At 67.0% G+C, this 17,832-nt stretch carries 13 protein-coding genes; 6 read left to right on the top strand and 7 right to left on the bottom strand.

The window, feature by feature from the left end; all coding sequences use genetic code 11:
• The first annotated feature begins 11 nt into the window (after positions 1 to 11).
• The 3 genes from fixJ (at position 12) to BLU54_RS15165 (ending at position 4,560) form a co-directional block, all read left to right on the top strand.
• Positions 12 to 629, top strand: a complete 618-nt coding sequence (fixJ, locus tag BLU54_RS15175) for an oxygen response regulator transcription factor FixJ (RefSeq protein ID WP_091910194.1) — start codon at positions 12 to 14, stop codon at positions 627 to 629.
• A gap of 696 nt (positions 630 to 1,325) precedes the next feature.
• Positions 1,326 to 2,189 carry a bifunctional methylenetetrahydrofolate dehydrogenase/methenyltetrahydrofolate cyclohydrolase FolD gene (folD, locus tag BLU54_RS15170; RefSeq protein ID WP_091910192.1) on the top strand — a complete coding sequence of 288 codons (864 nt, stop codon included), beginning with the start codon at positions 1,326 to 1,328 and terminating at the stop codon, positions 2,187 to 2,189.
• Positions 2,190 to 2,454: 265 nt separating this feature from the next.
• Positions 2,455 to 4,560 carry a M3 family metallopeptidase gene (locus BLU54_RS15165; RefSeq protein ID WP_091910188.1) on the top strand — a complete coding sequence of 702 codons (2,106 nt, stop codon included), beginning with the start codon at positions 2,455 to 2,457 and terminating at the stop codon, positions 4,558 to 4,560.
• Between the two features lie 174 nt (positions 4,561 to 4,734).
• Here the strand turns inward: BLU54_RS15165 and BLU54_RS15160 are convergent, their stop codons facing one another.
• The 7 genes from BLU54_RS15160 to boxC form a co-directional block, all read right to left on the bottom strand.
• The gene (locus tag BLU54_RS15160; protein ID WP_091910185.1) at positions 4,735 to 4,896 is read right to left on the bottom strand and encodes a DUF1328 domain-containing protein; all 162 of its coding nucleotides are present in this window, start codon (positions 4,894 to 4,896) and stop codon (positions 4,735 to 4,737) included.
• Between the two features lie 394 nt (positions 4,897 to 5,290).
• Positions 5,291 to 6,718, bottom strand: a complete 1,428-nt coding sequence (locus tag BLU54_RS15155; RefSeq protein WP_091910182.1) for an FAD-binding oxidoreductase — start codon at positions 6,716 to 6,718, stop codon at positions 5,291 to 5,293.
• Between the two features lie 442 nt (positions 6,719 to 7,160).
• On the bottom strand, positions 7,161 to 8,084 hold the full coding sequence (locus BLU54_RS15150; RefSeq protein ID WP_091910179.1) for a helix-turn-helix transcriptional regulator: 924 nt from the start codon (positions 8,082 to 8,084) through the stop codon (positions 7,161 to 7,163).
• Positions 8,085 to 8,271: 187 nt separating this feature from the next.
• Positions 8,272 to 8,712 (bottom strand): MaoC family dehydratase, encoded by a 441-nt coding sequence (locus BLU54_RS15145; protein WP_091910176.1) that lies wholly within the window; start codon positions 8,710 to 8,712, stop codon positions 8,272 to 8,274.
• A gap of 39 nt (positions 8,713 to 8,751) precedes the next feature.
• Positions 8,752 to 10,017 carry a benzoyl-CoA 2,3-epoxidase subunit BoxA gene (gene boxA / locus BLU54_RS15140; RefSeq protein WP_091910173.1) on the bottom strand — a complete coding sequence of 422 codons (1,266 nt, stop codon included), beginning with the start codon at positions 10,015 to 10,017 and terminating at the stop codon, positions 8,752 to 8,754.
• A gap of 98 nt (positions 10,018 to 10,115) precedes the next feature.
• On the bottom strand, positions 10,116 to 11,543 hold the full coding sequence (boxB, locus tag BLU54_RS15135; RefSeq protein ID WP_091910170.1) for a benzoyl-CoA 2,3-epoxidase subunit BoxB: 1,428 nt from the start codon (positions 11,541 to 11,543) through the stop codon (positions 10,116 to 10,118).
• Positions 11,544 to 11,579: 36 nt separating this feature from the next.
• The gene (gene boxC / locus BLU54_RS15130) at positions 11,580 to 13,229 is read right to left on the bottom strand and encodes a 2,3-epoxybenzoyl-CoA dihydrolase (protein WP_091910167.1); all 1,650 of its coding nucleotides are present in this window, start codon (positions 13,227 to 13,229) and stop codon (positions 11,580 to 11,582) included.
• Between the two features lie 351 nt (positions 13,230 to 13,580).
• Here boxC and BLU54_RS15125 point away from each other — a divergent pair, with 351 nt between their 5' ends.
• From BLU54_RS15125 to BLU54_RS15115, 3 genes are all read left to right on the top strand, one after another.
• The gene (locus tag BLU54_RS15125; RefSeq protein WP_091910164.1) at positions 13,581 to 14,087 is read left to right on the top strand and encodes a DUF4863 family protein; all 507 of its coding nucleotides are present in this window, start codon (positions 13,581 to 13,583) and stop codon (positions 14,085 to 14,087) included.
• A gap of 144 nt (positions 14,088 to 14,231) precedes the next feature.
• Entirely contained in the window at positions 14,232 to 15,869 is a 1,638-nt protein-coding gene (locus BLU54_RS15120) for a 3,4-dehydroadipyl-CoA semialdehyde dehydrogenase (protein WP_091910160.1), read from the top strand.
• A gap of 355 nt (positions 15,870 to 16,224) precedes the next feature.
• Entirely contained in the window at positions 16,225 to 17,817 is a 1,593-nt protein-coding gene (locus BLU54_RS15115) for a benzoate-CoA ligase family protein (RefSeq protein ID WP_091910156.1), read from the top strand.
• Positions 17,818 to 17,832: the final 15 nt, after the last annotated feature.

The following is a 17,832-nucleotide window of genomic DNA, read 5'->3' as shown; positions in this document are numbered from 1 at the left end:
AGGGGGACGCCATGAGCAGCCAGCCAGGCCAACACGAAACGGTCTTCGTCGTGGACGACGATGAGGCGGTCAGGGATTCCTTGCGTTGGTTGCTCGAGGCCAACGGCTATCGCGTCGAATGCTTTGCCAGCGCCGAAGCCTTTCTGGAGGGCTATCAGCCGAACCAGATCGGCTGTCTGATCCTCGACGTGCGGATGCAGGGCATGAGCGGCCTGGAACTGCAGGAGCGGCTGATTGCCGCGAACTCGGCGCTGCCGATCATCTTCGTGACCGGCCATGGCGACGTGCCGATGGCCGTCTCCACGCTCAAGAAAGGCGCGAAGGACTTCATCGAAAAGCCGTTCGACGAGGCCGAACTGCGTGCGCTGGTCGAGAAGATGCTGGCCATGGCGCGCAGCGAGAGCAGCGCGGTGGAACAGCAGCGCGAGGCCCAGGAACGCCTGGCCAAGCTGACGGCGCGCGAGAAACAGGTGCTGGAACGCATCATCGCCGGCCGCCTGAACAAGCAGATCGCCGACGACCTGGGCATCAGCATCAAGACGGTGGAAGCGCACCGCGCGAACATCATGGAGAAGCTCGAGGTCAATACGGTCGCCGACCTGCTGCGCCTGGCGCTGTCCGGGAAGTAGCGCGGCCGGATTCGGTGTTTCGCGGGGCGCGACGAACCGCTGACGGCACGATCTCGCGACCCTGGCGCGTCACGACCCGTCGCGGTCGCGACGATGACACCTCGCATGCGTCCGAGCAGGCAAGACACCGGGCCCGCGCGCGCTGGCGCCACCACGCGGTGCCGTCCGCGTTCCTGCATGCAGGTCCTGATGCTTTGCGCAAGGAGGGTTTGCGCACGCAGGTGCCGCCCACGCAGGGCCGTGCGCTGAAGGGACTTGCCGAGAACCGTCCGCATCGGGTCGCGGGTACGCCGTTGCCCCGGCCCCGGCGCCGCCATGGCCGTCATTGCTGCCCGTTCGTTACCGCCGTGTGCAACCGCGCACGCCCGCGGGGCGCGAGCCACGCGGCTGCCGCCGAAGGTGCCTGCACGCCCGTCGCAGCAGGTCGACGCCCGGCTGCCAATGGGGCAAAGGGGCAAAGGGGCAATGGGGCAATGAGGCGAAGGGGCAATGGGGCAATGGTCAGCGCGACAGCGTCGGAGAAATGCCTGCGAACCCGGACCAGGCTCGCGCGACCGTCCTGGGTCGGCGCGGTGTGCGGCGCACCTTGAAGTCGTCACCAGCGAGCGGCAGCCTCGTCACGCTGGAGGGTCGCTCCGGAGGCAGGCCCGCGAGAGCATATAATCGCGGCTCCGCTTGATCCAGATTGCGCCTGCCATGACTGCCCAAACGATTGACGGCAAAGCCGTCGCCCAACAATTGCGCGCCGACGTGGCGCGCCGCGCCGCCCTTCTCGCCGCCGCCGGCCACCAGCCCGGCCTCGCGGTGGTCCTCGTCGGCGACGATCCGGCCAGTCAGGTCTATGTGCGAAACAAGGTCAAGGCCTGCGAGGAGAATGGCCTGTTTTCGCTGCTCGATCGGCTGCCTGCGGACGTCACCGAAGACGCGCTGCTCGCGCGCATTGCTGAACTGAACACCGATGCCCGCATCGACGGCATCCTCGTGCAGTTACCCCTGCCCGCTCACATCGACAGCCACAAGGTCCTCGAAGCGATCGCGCCGGACAAGGATGTCGACGGCTTCCATGTCGCCAACGCGGGCGCGTTGATGACCGGCAAGCCGCTGTTTCGTCCGTGCACGCCGTATGGCGTGATGAAGCTGCTGGAAGCGTACCGGGTGCCGCTGGCCGGCGCCGAGGCAGTGGTGATCGGGCGCTCGAACATCGTCGGCAAGCCGATGGCGCTGCTGCTGCTTGAAGCCGGCGCAACCGTCACCATCTGCCATAGCAAGACCCGCGATCTGATCGCACACACGCAGCGCGCGGACATCGTGGTCGCCGCCGTTGGCCGGGCGAAGATGCTCAAGGGCGAGATGCTGAAACCGGGTGCGGTCGTGATCGACGTTGGCATCAATCGCGACGAGAACGGCAAGCTGTGTGGCGACGTGGATTTCGACAGCGTGGTCAACGTTGCATCGGCGGCGACTCCGGTGCCGGGCGGCGTCGGACCGATGACGATCACGATGCTGCTGGTCAACACGCTGGAAGCCGCCGAACGCAAACGCCCGTCGCCGCAGGCCTGACGCGCCGGCTCGGCGTGTCCGCAAGCGTCAAGTGCTGGCCTCGCGCGCTGGCGGTGCGGACCTCGATGGCGAGCGCGCCGGGCTTCGCGGACCGCGTGCCGGCGTGACCGGCGGCCGCTTCGATGCGTGTTGTCGATGCGTGTGGTCGATGCGTGTGGTCGATGCGTGTGGTCGATGTGCATAGCCGATGCCTTTCGCCAACGCATCTCGCCAACGCATCTCGCCGATGCAGTCGCCGGGTTTTCGCACAACTGAAAGGAATACGATGACAGCCACCAATCCGCTGCTGGACTTCTCCGACCTGCCCCGCTTCGCCGACGTGCGGCCCGAGCATGTCAGCCCTGCGCTCGACGTCCTGCTCGAACGCGCGCGCGACGCCGTGGCGCGGGCCGCGGCGCCTGAGACGCCGGCCGGCTGGGACGCGGTGGTCGCGCATCTCGAGGCGGCCACCGAGCCGCTGGGCCGGGCCTGGGGCATCGTCGGCCACCTGAGTTCCGTTGCCGACACGCCTGAACTGCGCGCCGCACACGCGGAGAACCTGCCGCGCGTCACGGAATTCTTCGCCAGCGTCGGCCAGAATCTGGCGCTCTACGAGAAGTACAAGGCGATCGCCGCGTCCGGCGCACCGCTCGATGCGACGCGCCGCAAGATTCTGGACGACGCGCTGCGCGATTTTCGCCTCTCCGGCGCCGAATTGCCCGACAGCGAGAAGCCGCGTTTCGCCACCCTGCAGGAAGAGCAGGCGGCGCTTGCGAAGCGGTTCTCGGATCACGTGCTGGACGCAACGAACGCCTTCGCCCACTTCGTCGAGGAGGAAGCGGAATTGGTCGGCCTGCCCGACGATGCCAAGGCAGCCGCGCGCGAGGCGGCCGAGAAGGCCGGCCGCGACGGCTGGAAGTTCACGCTGCAGTTTCCGTCCTATTTTCCGGTGATGCAGTACGCCGCGCACCGGCCACTGCGCGAGACGATGTATCGCGCCTATGTCGCGCGCGCCTCCGAACTCGGCCCGGCCTACGCGCAGGGCAAGGCGGATTGGGACAACAGCCAGGTCATGCTCGACCAGCTTCGGCTGCGGCGCGAAGAAGCGACGATGCTCGGCTATGCGAGCTTCGCCGAGGTCTCGCTCGCCACCAAGATGGCCGAATCGCCGGCGCAGGTCGTCAGCTTCCTGGAGGATCTGGCCAAGCGCGCGCGTCCGTTCGCCGAACGCGACTGGGCGGAGCTGCAACAGTTCGCCAGCGAAGCGCTGGGCATGGCGACGATGGCCCCGTGGGACGTGTCGTTCGCCGCCGAAAAGCTGCGCGAGCGGCGGTACGCGTTCTCTGAAAACGAGGTCAAGCAGTACTTCCCTGAGCAGAAGGTGCTCGACGGCCTGTTCGGCCTGGTCAGCCGGCTGTTCGACGTGACGATCGAGCGCGACGAGGCCAGCGTCTGGCATCCCGACGTGCGCTTCTTCAAGGTTGTATCAGGCGGTCGGACCATCGCCCAGTTCTACCTCGATCCGTATGCACGGGAAGGCAAGCGCGGCGGCGCTTGGATGGACGACGCGCGGGGCCGCCGTCGACACGCGGACGGCACGGTGCAGACGCCGGTCGCCTACCTGGTGTGCAATTTTTCGCCGCCGGTCGGCGGCAAGCCGGCGCTGTTCACGCATGATGAAGTGATCACGCTGTTCCACGAGTTCGGCCACGGGCTGCACCACATGCTCACGCAGGTGGACGAGTTGAGCGTGTCGGGCATCAACGGCGTCGAATGGGACGCCGTCGAGCTGCCGTCGCAGTTCATGGAGAACTTTTGCTGGGAGTGGGACGTGGTGGCCGCAATGAGCGCGCACGTCGATACCGGCGAATCGCTGCCGCGCGCGCTGTTCGACAAGATGCTGGCCGCCAAGAATTTCCAGAGCGGCCTGGGCACGCTGCGGCAGATCGTGTTTTCGCTGTTCGACATGCGGCTGCACATGGATTTCTCGTCCGCCGACACCGGCGCGATCATCGCCTTCGCGCGCGAATTGAACGATCGCTATCATGTCGTGCCGCAGGCGTCGTTCTCGCGCTGGCCGAACAGCTTCAGCCACATCTTCGCCGGTGGCTACGCGGCCGGTTACTACAGCTACAAGTGGGCCGAGGTGCTGTCCGCCGATGCCTACGAGGCGTTCGAGGAGGCGGCGCGACTCGAAGGCCGTGGCATCGTCGATGCGGAAACCGGGGCGCGCTATCGCCGCGAGATCCTGTCGGTCGGCGGTAGCCGTCAAGCGATGGCCTCGTTTGCCGCGTTCCGCGGCCGGCCGCCGCGTATCGACGCATTGCTGCGCCATCACGGCATGGACGGCGGCATCGACGGCATTACCGGTGCGGAGAAGACTGCGCACTGAGTCGACCGCGCGCCAGCGCGCGTTGGAACGCACAAGACAAAAGGCCCGCTTCGTCCTGAACGAAGCGGGCCTTTTGCGTTTCCTTCAGCCGGCGGTCGCGGCAGAGGCGTGTCGGATCGGCACAGTCACCGGAAGCTCAGCTTCGGCGACCGCGTCGCCAGACGCGCCGCCGCGTCATCGGTTGAAGACGCCCATCAACAGCGTGATCACGAAGATCACCAGGAAGATGTAGAACAGGATCTTCGCGATTTCGGCGGCGCCTGCGGCAATGCCGCCAAAACCGAACACCGCCGCGATGATCGCGATCACAAAGAATATGGCTGCGTAGCGAAGCATGCGAAGTTCTCCTTGTCGTTGACGGCTATGCGCCGCCTCAGTCGTCGATGGTCAAGACGCGCGGGACGCGTCCCCGCCAGAGGCGGGCCGCTTCAGCGGACCGTCCCGGAGTGACGGCGCGTCGGCGAGACACTAAAAGCAAGCTTCGGACCATCGCCGTGCACAGACTGGAACGGTAAGGTGGGGCGAACGCCTGCATGGCAGCGCGGCTGCCCCCGTGAGCGCGTCAGAGCCTGGAGGACTGGTACGTTGGCCGGCGTACGGACAGCGCCGACGCCATGCGCCGCATTCGATGCGCAGATGGGCACAAGGCTGCCGGCGCCGGCACCGAGCGCCCGACGTCAGGAAAAAGCAAGGTGCGTCGAGCCATCGACGAGGCGAACTTTCCCTGGGATCAGAAAATCTTGCCGGGATTCATGATGCCGGCGGGGTCGAATACCGCCTTGATCTCACGCATCAGTCGCTGTTCCAGCGGCGATTTATATTTCGCGAAATACTCGCGCTTGAGCTGTCCAATGCCATGTTCGGCGCTGATGCTGCCCCCGTAGCGCATCACCTCGTCCAGCACCTCGGCCGTCAGCGCCTCCCCTTCATGCTGGAAGAAGTCGCGCGGGCTGCCCAGCGGGCGGGACAGGTTGTAGTGCAGATTGCCATCGCCGAAATGGCCGAACACGATTGGACGCACATCGGGGCAGAGCCGCCGGACACGCGGCTCGACCGTTTCCAGAAACGTCGGGATCGACTCGATCGGCAAGCTGACGTCATGCTTGAGATGGGGACCGTCGGCGCGTTGCGCCTCGGAAATTTCCTCGCGCAACGCCCACATCTCGTTGATTTGCGCGAGCGAGCTGGATACCACTGCGTCGACGCAGCGCTCCGCTTCCAGGGCCGCGCCGATGACCTGTTCGAGCAGCGCCTCCAGTGCCGCCGCATCGGCAGTGTCCGCCAATTCGATGAGCACATAGGCCGGGTAACGCGCACCGAAGGGAAAGCGCGCGGTCGGCACCTGTTCCAGCAGCAAGTCGACGCAGGCGTCGGTGAAGTACTCGAACGCCTGCAGGCGCGGGCCGCACTTCGCGTAGATCAGTTCGAAGAGCGACAGCGCATGGCCCGCGTCGTTAACCGCGGCCACCACGACTTGCCGCTCCGGGGTGGCCGCGTAGAGCCGCAGGGAAGCGGCGGTGATCACGCCCAGCGTGCCTTCCGAGCCGATCAGCAATTGCTTCAGGTCGTAGCCGGTGTTGTCCTTGCGCAGCGGCCGCAATCCTTCGAAGATCTCGCCGTTCGGCAATACCGCCTCGATGCCGAGCACCAGGTCGCGCGCCATCCCGTAGCGCACCACATTGACGCCGCCCGCGTTGGTCGCCAAGTTGCCGCCAAGTTGACACGAATCCTCGGCGGCCAGGCTCAGCGGCAGCAAGCGCCCCGCATCGGCCGCGGCCCGCTGCAGGTCGCCCAAAATGCAACCCGCCTCTGCGACAAGCGTATTGGCGACCGTATCGATGGCGCGGATCGCCTTCATCCGGTCGAGGCTCAGGATGACGTTCTGCGCGCGCGAGTCCGGCGTCGCGGCCCCGCACAGTCCGGTGTTGCCGCCACGCGGTACGACTGGCGCTCGCTCGGCGGAGCATAGCGCGAGGCAGGTGGCCACCTCGGCCGCCGTGCGCGGCCGGACGACTGCCTGGGCGTTACCACGATAGATGCCGCGCCAGTCGGCAAGCCAGGGCGCGATTGCGTCCGGTGCGGTCAGCACGCTGTCGGGCCCGAGGGCGTTGAGCAACGTGTCGGCGAAGGCGGGGCGCGAAGCGGCTGCAGCAGTCATGAGAGCGGGTATCAATCGGCGTGGATTGGCCTGACCGGCGTGGCTCGGCGGCTTGGATCAGCGCAACGCAGCGGGTGGAGCGAGACGGTCCGCGCGAACGCAAAACCCGATCTTAGCCCAAAGCACTGGCCAGCTCAGGCCCTGCTGCCGGTGGGGCGGCCGCGCGTCGGCCGCGTCGGCCGCGTCTACCGCGTCTACCGCGTCTACCGCGTCGGCCGCGTCTACGGCGCCTAGCGCGTCGGCCGTGGCAGTCGCGCCGTGCGACGCAACGCGGCCGGCGTACGTCGCCTTCCCCGGTCGGCCGCCCCAAAGCGGACGACCCAATCCGGGCGCCGCAACGCGGGCGCGGCTTCAGCGCCTGCCCTGCTGCCTGTCCGCCCCAGGCGCCTCGTCACGCACCGGCTGCCGAACCCGCGTTACTCCGCCGCGTTACTCCGCCGCGTTACTCCGCCGCGAGACGCGCCGCCAGCCTGCCGCGCAATTGCAGATACGCATCCGCCAGACTGTGGCCGCTGGTGTCGAAAGCCATGTCTGCGCGGTTGTACAGCTCGGAGCGTCCGGCCAGGATGCGCCGCAGATCATCCATTGCCTCATCGTTGCCCGACATCGGCCGCAGGTCGCCCTGTGCGATCACGCGACGCATGTGGTCCTCCGGCGTGGCCTGCAGCCATACCGTGTAGCAATGCGCGAGCAATCGATTGAAGGTGGCCGGTTCCGACACCAGCCCGCCCGGCGATGCGATGACGGCTTTCGGATGGGTATCGATCACCGCTTCGAGCGCGCGATGCTCATAGCGTCGGTAGGCGCTCGCCCCATACAGCGAATGGATCTCGGCCGGCGGACAGCCGGCGAGCTTCTCGACCACGCGATTCAGCTCGACGAACGGCACCTTCAGGTCGTCGGCGAGCATGCGGCCAAGCGTCGACTTGCCAGCGCCGCGCAGGCCGATCAGCGCGATGCGATGGTCGCGATTCGGGTCGCGCGGCGTTTGAGAGAACAACTCCGTCAGGGCGAGACGCGCCCGCTTCAGGGCCTCGCTGTCGCGCCCCTGCAGCACCTCGCGGATCAGCAGCCATTCCGCCGACCCGGTAGTCTCGTCGCCGACGATTTCGGCGAGCGAGCAATTCAGCGCACTCGCGACCTGACGCAGCACCAGCACCGACGCATTGCCGACGCCCGATTCGAGATTCGCGAGGTGCCGCTCGGAAAGCGCCGCCTCCACCGCCAGCGCCTTGCGGGTCAGGCCGCGCCGCAGCCGGAGCGTGCGCACGCGTTCGCCGAGTGCGGTCAGGAACGGATCGCGCTCCTCCCGCTCGGGCGCCGCGCGCTCGGTGGCGCCGATTTCGTCGGCGGAAAGCTTGGCCATGCTACCGGTCCGTCTTCAGGGAATCGCGTCATCTTACTCGACCTCGCCGCCGCCCGGCACACCGCATCGCCGTCGCGTCCGCCGGGGCACGTGGCGCTTTCCCCGCCCGGGCACCCGACGTGCCGGCCGACCCTGCCGACCAACCTGGACCGGCGGCACGGTCGACGTTTGGCGACCCATGCGCGGCTCACGCGTCGCCCGAGAGGTCGAAGAAACTGGTTGCGACCAGATCCAACACGGTTTCGCGGCCGTTGCTGACCAGCCAGCGCCATCGCAGCACGCCCAAGGTCGGCTGCGAACTGGATCGTCGTTTCTCCAGCACGGTGGCCGTCAGCGTCAGCGCGTCGCCGGCGCGCACGGGCGCGGACCACTTCAGATAGTCGAGACCAGGCGAACCGAACGACTCGGACCCGTCCAGCGCTGCGTCGCATGCCAGTCGCATCGCGATGCCGCAGGTCATCCAACCGCTCGCAATCAGACCGCCCCACCGCCCACCCGCCGCCCGTTCGGGGTCGACGTGAAATGGCTGCGGGTCGTATTGCCGCGCGAACGCGACGATCTCTGCCGCATCGACCTCGCGCGGCCCCGCGACGATCGTCTGTCCCACCTCGAATTCGGCAAACTTCATCGGCTCTCCCGGCGTCGGCCCCGAGGCGCCAACGCGTGTTCAATAGGTCTCGATGTGCAGGCGTCCTTCGCGACGCAAGCGTTCCCACAACACGGGCCAGTCCAACCCTTCCTGTTCCGCAATGGCGGCCAGCGCCTGTAGCACGCCCTCTTCCATCGCCTTCAGACCGCACACGTAAATATAGCTGTCTTCGCCACGCAACAGCGCGGCAACGTCGGGCGCCCGCGCGCGCATCAGGTCCTGCACATAGCGCCGCGGTTCGTCCGGGGAGCGCGAGAATGCCAGGTTGGTGTCGATGAAGTCCTTCGGCAAACGGGTCAGCGGACCGAAGTACGGCAGCTCGTCGGCACTGCGCGCGCCGAAGAACAGCATCAGCCGGCCCGTGGCGCCGCTCAGCCGCTTGCGCCGGCGGTATTCGGTCATCGCGCGCATCGGCGCCGCGCCGGTGCCAGTGCAGATCATCAACAGGTCCGAGGCGGGATGGTTCGGCATCAGGAACGTGTGGCCGAACGGACCGATGACCTGCACGCTGTCGCCTTTTTGCAGGTCGCACAGATAGTTCGAGCACACCCCATCGCGGCCGTCGCGGCCGTCGTTCCGTGCCGCACGCACCCGCTTCACGGTCAGCGACAGATTGTTGTAGCCCGGACGTTCGCCGTCGCGTGGACTTGCGATCGAATACTGGCGCGCATGATGCGCACGACCATCGGCTGTGCCACCGGGCGGCAGGATGCCGATCGACTGGCCCTCCAGTACCGGGAACGGCAACTTGCCGAAGTCCAGCACGATGTGATGGATCGCGCTGTCGGCATCCTCCGCGGTCAACCGGTAGTTGCCTACCACCGTCGCGGTGGTAGGCAACTTGTGCGTGTAGAGATTGACGTAGGGCCGCGCGGCAGACCATGGCGGCAGTTGCGAGCCGCGCGCCGTATCGACCGTCAGGCCATCGCCCGCTTCTTCGCGTGCGCCGCCCGGCTCCTGTTGCTCGGCGCCAGGGGCGTCGGCCGACGTCGCCACGGTGCCTTGCGCCGGCAACACGTCCCAACCGTACTGGTCCTCGAGACTGTAGGCGTCCTCCCGTGCCACCATCCGCCAATTGTCGATCGCGCCGGTCGGACAGGGCGGCACGCAGGCCATGCACCCGTTGCAGGTTTCGGCGCGCACGACATAGTTGGTGTCATCGTGCGTGATGGCGTCGATCGGGCAGGTTTCCTCGCAGGTGTTGCAGCGGATGCATACCTCCGGATCGATCAGATGCTGGTTGAGTACTCCGCCTGCAATCATGCTTGGCATTGGTCCGTTCATGCTGCCTCTCCCTCCTCGGCGCCTGGCGGCCACCATCGGTGGCCGGGGTCCGTCGACTACCGGCCCGCCCGCCGCGGCCGCTATGCGCTACCGCGCGCTCAGTTGAAACGCACGTACTCGAAGTCCACCGGTTGGCGATTGATGCCGATGGCGGGCGGCGCGATCCAGTTGGCGAACTTGCCGGGCTCGGCGACCCGCCCCATCAATGATGCGACGAACGCGCGGTCCTCCGCGCTCGGTAGCCATTCGTTCTGGCGCGCCTGCCATTCGCGGTCGCTGACGATCCGGCCATCCGGTGCAACGCGCACCCCTGCAAAGGTGCCGATCTGCCGATTGAACGCCTTGTGGGGCACGCTCAGGCGGAAGTCGACGCCGGCCTTTTCCAGCACCTTGTTCCAGCGATTGACGCCGGCCATCGAATCCTTGATGTAGTCGTCGCGCAGCACCTCGTTCATCGCATTGAGCATCGGCACTTCGCGCTCGACCAGCCGTCCATCGGTAACGTCGAGCAGCCGGTAGGTCTGGTTGTCCAGCCGGTGGTCGTCGTCGCGCTTACCCTCCTCGTAGCGGCCCTTCAGACCCGAGCTGTAGAACGTCGCCGCGTTCGACGAATGGTCGGCGCCAAACAGGTCGATGGTCACCGAATAGTGGAAATTGATATATCGCTGGATCGTTTCGAGATCGATCACGCCGGCCGCGCGCAGCTTGTTGACGTCGTCCGTCTTCAGCTCGTTCATCACCTGCGCCGTGCGCTGGATCACGCGCGACACGCCGGACTCGCCGACGAACATGTGATGCGCTTCCTCGGTGAGCATGAACTTGGTGGTCCGCGCCAGCGGATCGAAGCCGGACTCCGACAGCGCCGCCAGCTGGAACTTGCCGTCGCGGTCGGTGAAATACGTGAACATGAAGAACGACAGCCAGTCCGGCGTACGTTCGTTGAAGGCGCCCAGAATGCGCGGATTGTCGTCGTCGCCCGAACGCCGATCGAGCAGCGCCTCCGCTTCTTCGCGACCGTCCCGGCCGAAGTAGCGGTGCAGCAGGTAGACCATCGCCCACAGGTGCCGCCCCTCCTCGACGTTGACCTGGAACAGGTTGCGCAGGTCGTACATCGACGGCGCGGTCAGACCAAGGTGGCGCTGCTGCTCCACGGACGCCGGCTCGGTGTCGCCTTGCGTGACGATGATGCGGCGTAGGTTGGCGCGGTGCTCGCCCGGCACTTCCTGCCACGCCGGCTCGCCACGGTGCTCGCCGAAACCGATCCGCCGATCGGCGTCGCCGGGCGTCAGGAAGATGCCCCAGCGATAGTCCGGCATCTTCACGTGATCGAAGTGCGCCCAGCCACCGGCATCGACGCTCACGGCGGTGCGCAGGTAGACGTCGTAGCCGTGAGAGCCGTCGGGTCCCATGTCGCCCCACCATGACAGGAAATTCGGCTGCCATTGTTCGAGCGCGCGCTGCAGCGTGCGATCGTCGGCCAGATTGACGTTGTTCGGAATCTTCTCGCTATAGTTGATCGACGACATCGTGTGTTCCTCTTTCCGGTTGATCGAAGTTCGGGGTCAGACGCGCGACACGTCGAATTGCGCCTTGCTGCCTTTTCCGTACACCTTCAGCGCACCCTTCTCGCCGACGGCGTTCGGACGGTTGAAGATCCAGTTCTGCCAGGCGGAGAGGCGCCCGAAGATGCGGGTTTCCATCGTTTCGCGGCCGTTGAACCGCAGGTTTGCTTCCAGGCCGGTAAGTGCGTCCGGCGACATCGCCGCGCGCTCCTCGATCGCGATGCGGATCTCGTCGGCCCAATCGATGTCGTCCGGTGCCGCGGTAACCAGGCCCAACCGCTCGGCGTCCACGGGTCCGATCGGTTGACCGATGCGTGCCCGCGCCGCGTCGAGTGGCTCGCGCTCGCCGTAGAAGCGCCGCACGATGCGGGACTCGCCGCTCACCATCGGATAGAGACCGAAGTTGGCTTCGGAAAGCGTCAGGGCCGGCTCACGCGACGGCTCGTCCGGCAGCGCCGCCATATAGGTGCGGTCGGCGGCCAGTGCGAACTCCGCGAACGTGCCGGTGAAGCAACTGCCCGGCTCGATCAGCGCGAACAGCGAACGCGACGAGACATCGAGGCGCGCCAGGGTGCGGCGCAGCATGCCGATTGTCTCGCGCACGAACCAGTGCTCGCGCTGCGCGAGCAGTACCGCGTCGACGTCGAGCAGCGCCTGTGTCTCGCCCTCGGCGCGCAGCAGCCAGGTGCCGATGTCGAGCTCGTTGGTGCGCAGCGAAAGAATCGCGTCGTCCAGTTCGCGCGCGAAACGCAGCGGCCACCAGTTCGCGCCCGCGGCGACGATGTCCGCGCATGCCGTCGGTTGCGCGGCGCGCGGCGCGCGCATGGTCAAGGTCGCGGTACGACGCGCGCGGTCGATCGTCACGTCGACCGTTTCGTAGGACAGTCCGTCTTCGCGTTCGCTCCGTTCGATGCGTGGCAACGCCACCCCTTGCGCGTCGTGCGGACGGTCGCTTTGCTGAGCAAGCTCCAACGCCCTTGCCTCGATCGCTTGCTGGAAGCCATTGGGCTTGACCACTTCGTCGACCAGGCGCCACGCCTTGGCGCGCTCGCCGCGCACGCCTTCGACGATCGTGCAGAAGATGTCCGCCCGATCATGCCGGACGCGCCGTTTGTCGGTGAGCCGCGTGAGCCCACCCGTGCCAGGCAGCACGCCGAGCAGCGGCACTTCCGGCAGCGCGACCGACGACGACCGGTCGTCGACCAGGAAAATCTCGTCGCATGCGAGCGCGAGCTCGTAGCCGCCGCCGGCACAGGCACCGTTGACCGCGGCGATGAATTTCAAACCGGAGTGGCGCGACGAATCCTCGATACCGTTGCGAGTCTCATTGGTGAACTTGCAGAAATTCACCTTCCACGCGTGCGACGAGACACCAAGCATGAAGATGTTCGCGCCCGAGCAGAACACACGCTCCTTCAGGCTGGTGAGAACCACCGTCCGAACCTCCGGGTGCTCGAAGCGGATGCGTTGCAGCGCGTCATGCAATTCGATGTCGACGCCCAGATCGTACGAATTCAGCTTGAGCCGGTACCCATCGCGGATGCCGCCCGCCTCGTCGATATCGATGCCGAGGGTCGCCACCGGCCCGTTGAACGACAGCCTCCAGTGCCGGTATTGCGAGGGGTCGGTGCGATAGTCAACTGACGTCATGAGTGTTCTCTTTATGCCGGGGTTAACGCACTATAGTGCCTAATATTCAAGATGTGAAGCATTTTTTTGCACATGACATGTTAGGCCCCTCCTCACCGCGCTGGTCATCTCGACGAACAGATCGACGCCGGCCCGCGAGACCAGCCATCGCGCTGCTGGCGCTAGCCGCTAGACGCGCTTGGCCACGATGAGCCGACAACGGAAGTCGCCACCGCGTATGCCGCGCGACGCCTCAGCAATAACCCGAACATGCACTATATTGCTTGACAGGCATTGGCTTGCCCGCTACTTTTGCGAAAAACGCGACCACCGCACGAGTGGCGCAGGCCGGCGCACCTGCCAAGGAGGCCCATGTCCCCGAATCACCTGCAAGACCGGATTGCGGTCATCACCGAAGCCATCGCCGGACGCACGCTCGACGCGCAGTTGGCGAGCTGGTTGAACGAACGGTTTCCGGCCGATGGGCCAGCGGTCCGCGACATCACCGCCGCGTGCCATGCCGGTGTCGCACAGGGATGGCTGTGTCAACACGAACACGGCGGCATCAGATACGGACGGGCCATCGAGGCACATGCGGCAACGCATGGCTTCTCCGTCGACGTGGTCGACATGAACGACGTGGCGGGACCGCATCACGTTCACCCGCACGGCGAGGTCGACCTGATCATGCCGCTCGACGCCGCGGCCCGCTTCGACGGCCACCCGGCGGGATGGTGCGTGTATGGCCCGGCATCCTCGCATCGCCCGACCGTTAGCGGCGGCCGTGCGCTGGTGCTCTACCTGCTGCCGGACGGCGCGATCGAATTCACGCGGCGCACAGGGCTCGCGGCCCGCCAGGCTGACGCGTCCGCGTCGTGAGGACGCGTGCGTGCAAATCTGCGTCGCAGCAGTCACGCCGGCCGCGACACCTTTGAGTCCGCGGCCAGCATGGCGGCACGGTAGCCCGCAGAGCCGGGACACGGCGCGTCCATTTCTTCGCATCACACCCAGGAGCCGAGACCAATGACCGACACCCTGCCCAATCTGATCGCTGGCGAATGGCAGCTCGGCGGCGGCGACGGCACCGTGCTGTCGGATCCGGTTACCGGCGAAGCGCTGGTGCGCGTGTCCAGCCAAGGACTCGACCTCGACCACGCGTTCGACCATGCACGCGGGCCCGCCCGCATGGCGCTGCTCGAACTCGGCTATGCGCAGCGCGCCGCCCTGCTGGGGGAAGTGGCGAAGGTGCTGCAAAGCCATCGCGATGACTATTACGAGATCGCGTTGCGCAATTCCGGGACGGTGCGTGCGGACTCCGCGGTGGATATCGAAGGCGCGATCTTCACCTTGTCAGCGTACGCACGCTCGGGCACGTCGCTCGACGGCGATGCCGTGCTCGCGACCGGACAGGCATTGCCCGATGGCGCCGTCGACTCGCTGAGCCGCGACGCCAGTTTCGGCGTACGTCATCTACTGACGCCGACGCCGGGCGTCGCCCTGTTCATCAACGCCTTCAATTTCCCCGCCTGGGGCTTGTGGGAAAAGGCCGCCCCCGCGCTGCTCAGCGGCGTTCCGGTGATCGTCAAACCCGCGACCGGCACGGCATGGCTGACGCAACGCATGGTGGCCGACGTGGTAGCGGCCGGCGTCCTGCCGCGCGGGGCGCTGTCCATCGTGTGCGGCAGCGCGGAAGGTCTGTTGGACCGGATCGAGGCCTTCGACGTAGTGTCATTCACCGGCTCCGCCCAGACCGCGACGCGACTGCGCACGCATCCGGCATTCGTGGTGCGCGGCGCACGGCTCAACGTGGAGGCCGACAGTCTGAACAGCGCGATTCTTGCCGCGGACGTCAAGGCGGACGACTCCGCGTGTGCGCAGTTCGTCGCGGAGATCGTCCGCGAGATGACGGTCAAGTCCGGCCAGAAATGCACGGCGATCCGCCGGGCATTCGTACCCGCCCCGCTGCTCGCGCCAGTCGCCGATGCGTTGCGCGCGGCGCTTGCCGGTGTGCGGTGTGGCGACCCGCGCGACACTTCGGTGACAATGGGCAGCCTGGTCAGTCGCGCGCAGTGGCAGGCCGCGCATGAGGGCCTGGAGATGCTGGCCGGCGAGACCGAACGACTGGTCGACGGGCGCCGCGCCGCGCTGATCGGCATCGACCCCGAGCGCGCGGCGTGCATGGCGCCCTCGCTGTTGCTGTGCCCTGACCCGGAACAGGCTCGCCGCGTTCACGACCTGGAAGTGTTCGGCCCGGTGGCCACGCTTGCGCCCTACGAAGTCGGCAGCGCAAGCGCTGCCACGGATCGCGCGTCCTCGCTAGCCAGGTTGCCGGAGGCGCGCGCGGTCGCCTATGCGCGACGTGGTGGCGGTTCGCTCGTCGCGTCGGTTTACGGCAGCGACGAAACGCGGCTTGCCCATCTCGCCGCAGCACTCGCCAGCACCCATGGCCGCGTGCACGTTGTGTCACCGTCGGTTGCCAAGACGCAGACCGGCCACGGCAATGTGATGCCGCAGGCCATGCATGGCGGCCCAGGACGCGCGGGCGGCGGCGAGGAGCTGGGCGGACTGCGCGCGCTGAACTTCTACCATCGCCGCAGCGCAGTGCAAGGCCCGGCGGCGACTCTCGCCGCGCTTGCGGTCGCGCCGGAGCCGCTGCGGTGACCACGGCGGCATCGATCCATTGCAGATCGGTATGTACGCGCGCCTGTCTGGCGCGTCGCCCACGCCGAGGTACACGCCGACGTAGATCTCGAACGGGCGCGCGCTGGCACCGATGCGGGCCTTGGACCAGTCAAACGGCGCGGCCGCCAAGCAGCGCTCACGCCGACGACGCGCAGCGCGACGGCCAGCGATGCAGCGATCCCTGCCGTGGCCGCGCACGCCACAAAGCACCCCACAACGCTCGCTACAGCTTGCAAGGCCGCCTCGAATGCATGCCACCCCGCAACCCGCGCGGCGGCGCACTCAGCGACCCGTCATGCAGCGCCCCCTCCGACAGGCATCGAGGAGAACAGCAATGGAGACACTGATCGAGCGCCCCGCCACGCCGACGCTCGGCGGCTGGCGAGCGCCGCCACCGCGTTACAACTTCGCCGAAGCGGTGTTCGCGCTCAACGCCGAACGCGGCGACAAGGTCGCTTACATCGACGATGCCGGCACGACGAGCTACGCGGCTCTCGAAGACGCGGCGCGGCGCTTTGCCGGCAGCCTGCGCACACTTGGCATCCATCCGGAAGAGCGCATTCTGCTGGTGATGCTCGACACGGTGGCGCTGCCGATCGTGTTTCTCGGCGCGCTCTATGCCGGCGTGGTGCCCGTGGTCGCGAACACGCTGCTGACGCCGGCGGATTACGCCTATATGCTCGAGCACAGCCGGGCGCGCGCCGTCATTGCATCCGGCGTGCTGTTGCCGACCGTCGCCCAGGCGCTGGCCGACGCACCGCACGAGGGCGCAATGCTGATCGTCTCGCAGCCGGCCGACCCGGACCTGCCGTGCGAGCGCGTGCTCGAACGCATGATCACCGAGGCGGCGCCGGCGCCGCGCGCGCTCGCCACCTACGACGACGACATCGCCTTCTGGCTGTACTCGTCGGGGTCCACTGGCCGGCCCAAGGGCACGGTTCACACTCACGCCAACCTGCATTGGACCGCCGAGCTGTATGCGAAGCCGATCCTCGGCATCCGGCCGGACGATGTGGTGTTCTCCGCCGCCAAGCTATTCTTCGCGTACGGCCTCGGCAATGCGCTGACGTTTCCACTGTCGGTTGGCGCAACCACCGTGTTGATGGCCGAACGCCCGACCGCGGACGCGGTTTACCACCGCCTGCGTCAGCACCGTCCGACGATTTTCTGCGGCGTGCCCACGCTGTACGCGAGCATGCTCGCGCATCCGGACGTGCCGGCGCGCGAGACGGTGGCGATGCGCGTGTGCACATCGGCCGGGGAGGCCTTGCCGCGCGAACTGGGTGAACGCTTTCGCGATCATTTCGGCTGCGACATCCTCGACGGCCTCGGCTCGACCGAGATGCTGCACATCTTCGTGTCGAACGTGCCGGGCGACGTCGAGTACGGCACCACCGGCCGCCCGGTGCCCGGCTACGAAGTGGAACTGCGCGGCGAGGACGGCCAGCCGGTGCCGGATGGGGAGATCGGCGATCTTTATATCAAGGGCCCGAGCGCGGCCTTGATGTACTGGACCAACCGCGAGAAGTCGCGCGCCACCTTCCTCGGCGACTGGATGCGCAGCGGCGACAAATATCGCCGCCTGCCGAACGGCTGCTTCGTCTACGCGGGCCGCAGCGACGACATGCTCAAAGTCAGTGGCCAGTACGTCTCGCCGGTCGAGGTGGAGATGGTGCTGTGCCAACACGAGGCGGTGCTGGAAGCGGGCGTCGCCGGCGTCGAGCGGGACGGCTTATTGAAGACGCGCGCCTTCGTGGTGCTGAAGCATGGCGCGGCGGATCCGGCACTGGCCGACGAGTTGCGCGCCTTCGTCAAGGCACGCCTCGCGCCGCACAAGTATCCGCGCGAAATCGTCTTCGTCGAGGCACTGCCGAAGACCGCCACCGGCAAGATTCAGCGCTACAAGCTGCGGGAGCAGCTCGCATGAGCGCACCCGGCGAGA

The sequence above is a fragment of the Chitinasiproducens palmae genome (genome assembly GCF_900095735.1).
Lineage (GTDB): Bacteria > Pseudomonadota > Gammaproteobacteria > Burkholderiales > Burkholderiaceae > Chitinasiproducens > Chitinasiproducens palmae.
Note: the sequence above shows the minus strand (reverse complement) of the source record. Positions and strands in the feature narration are given on the sequence as shown.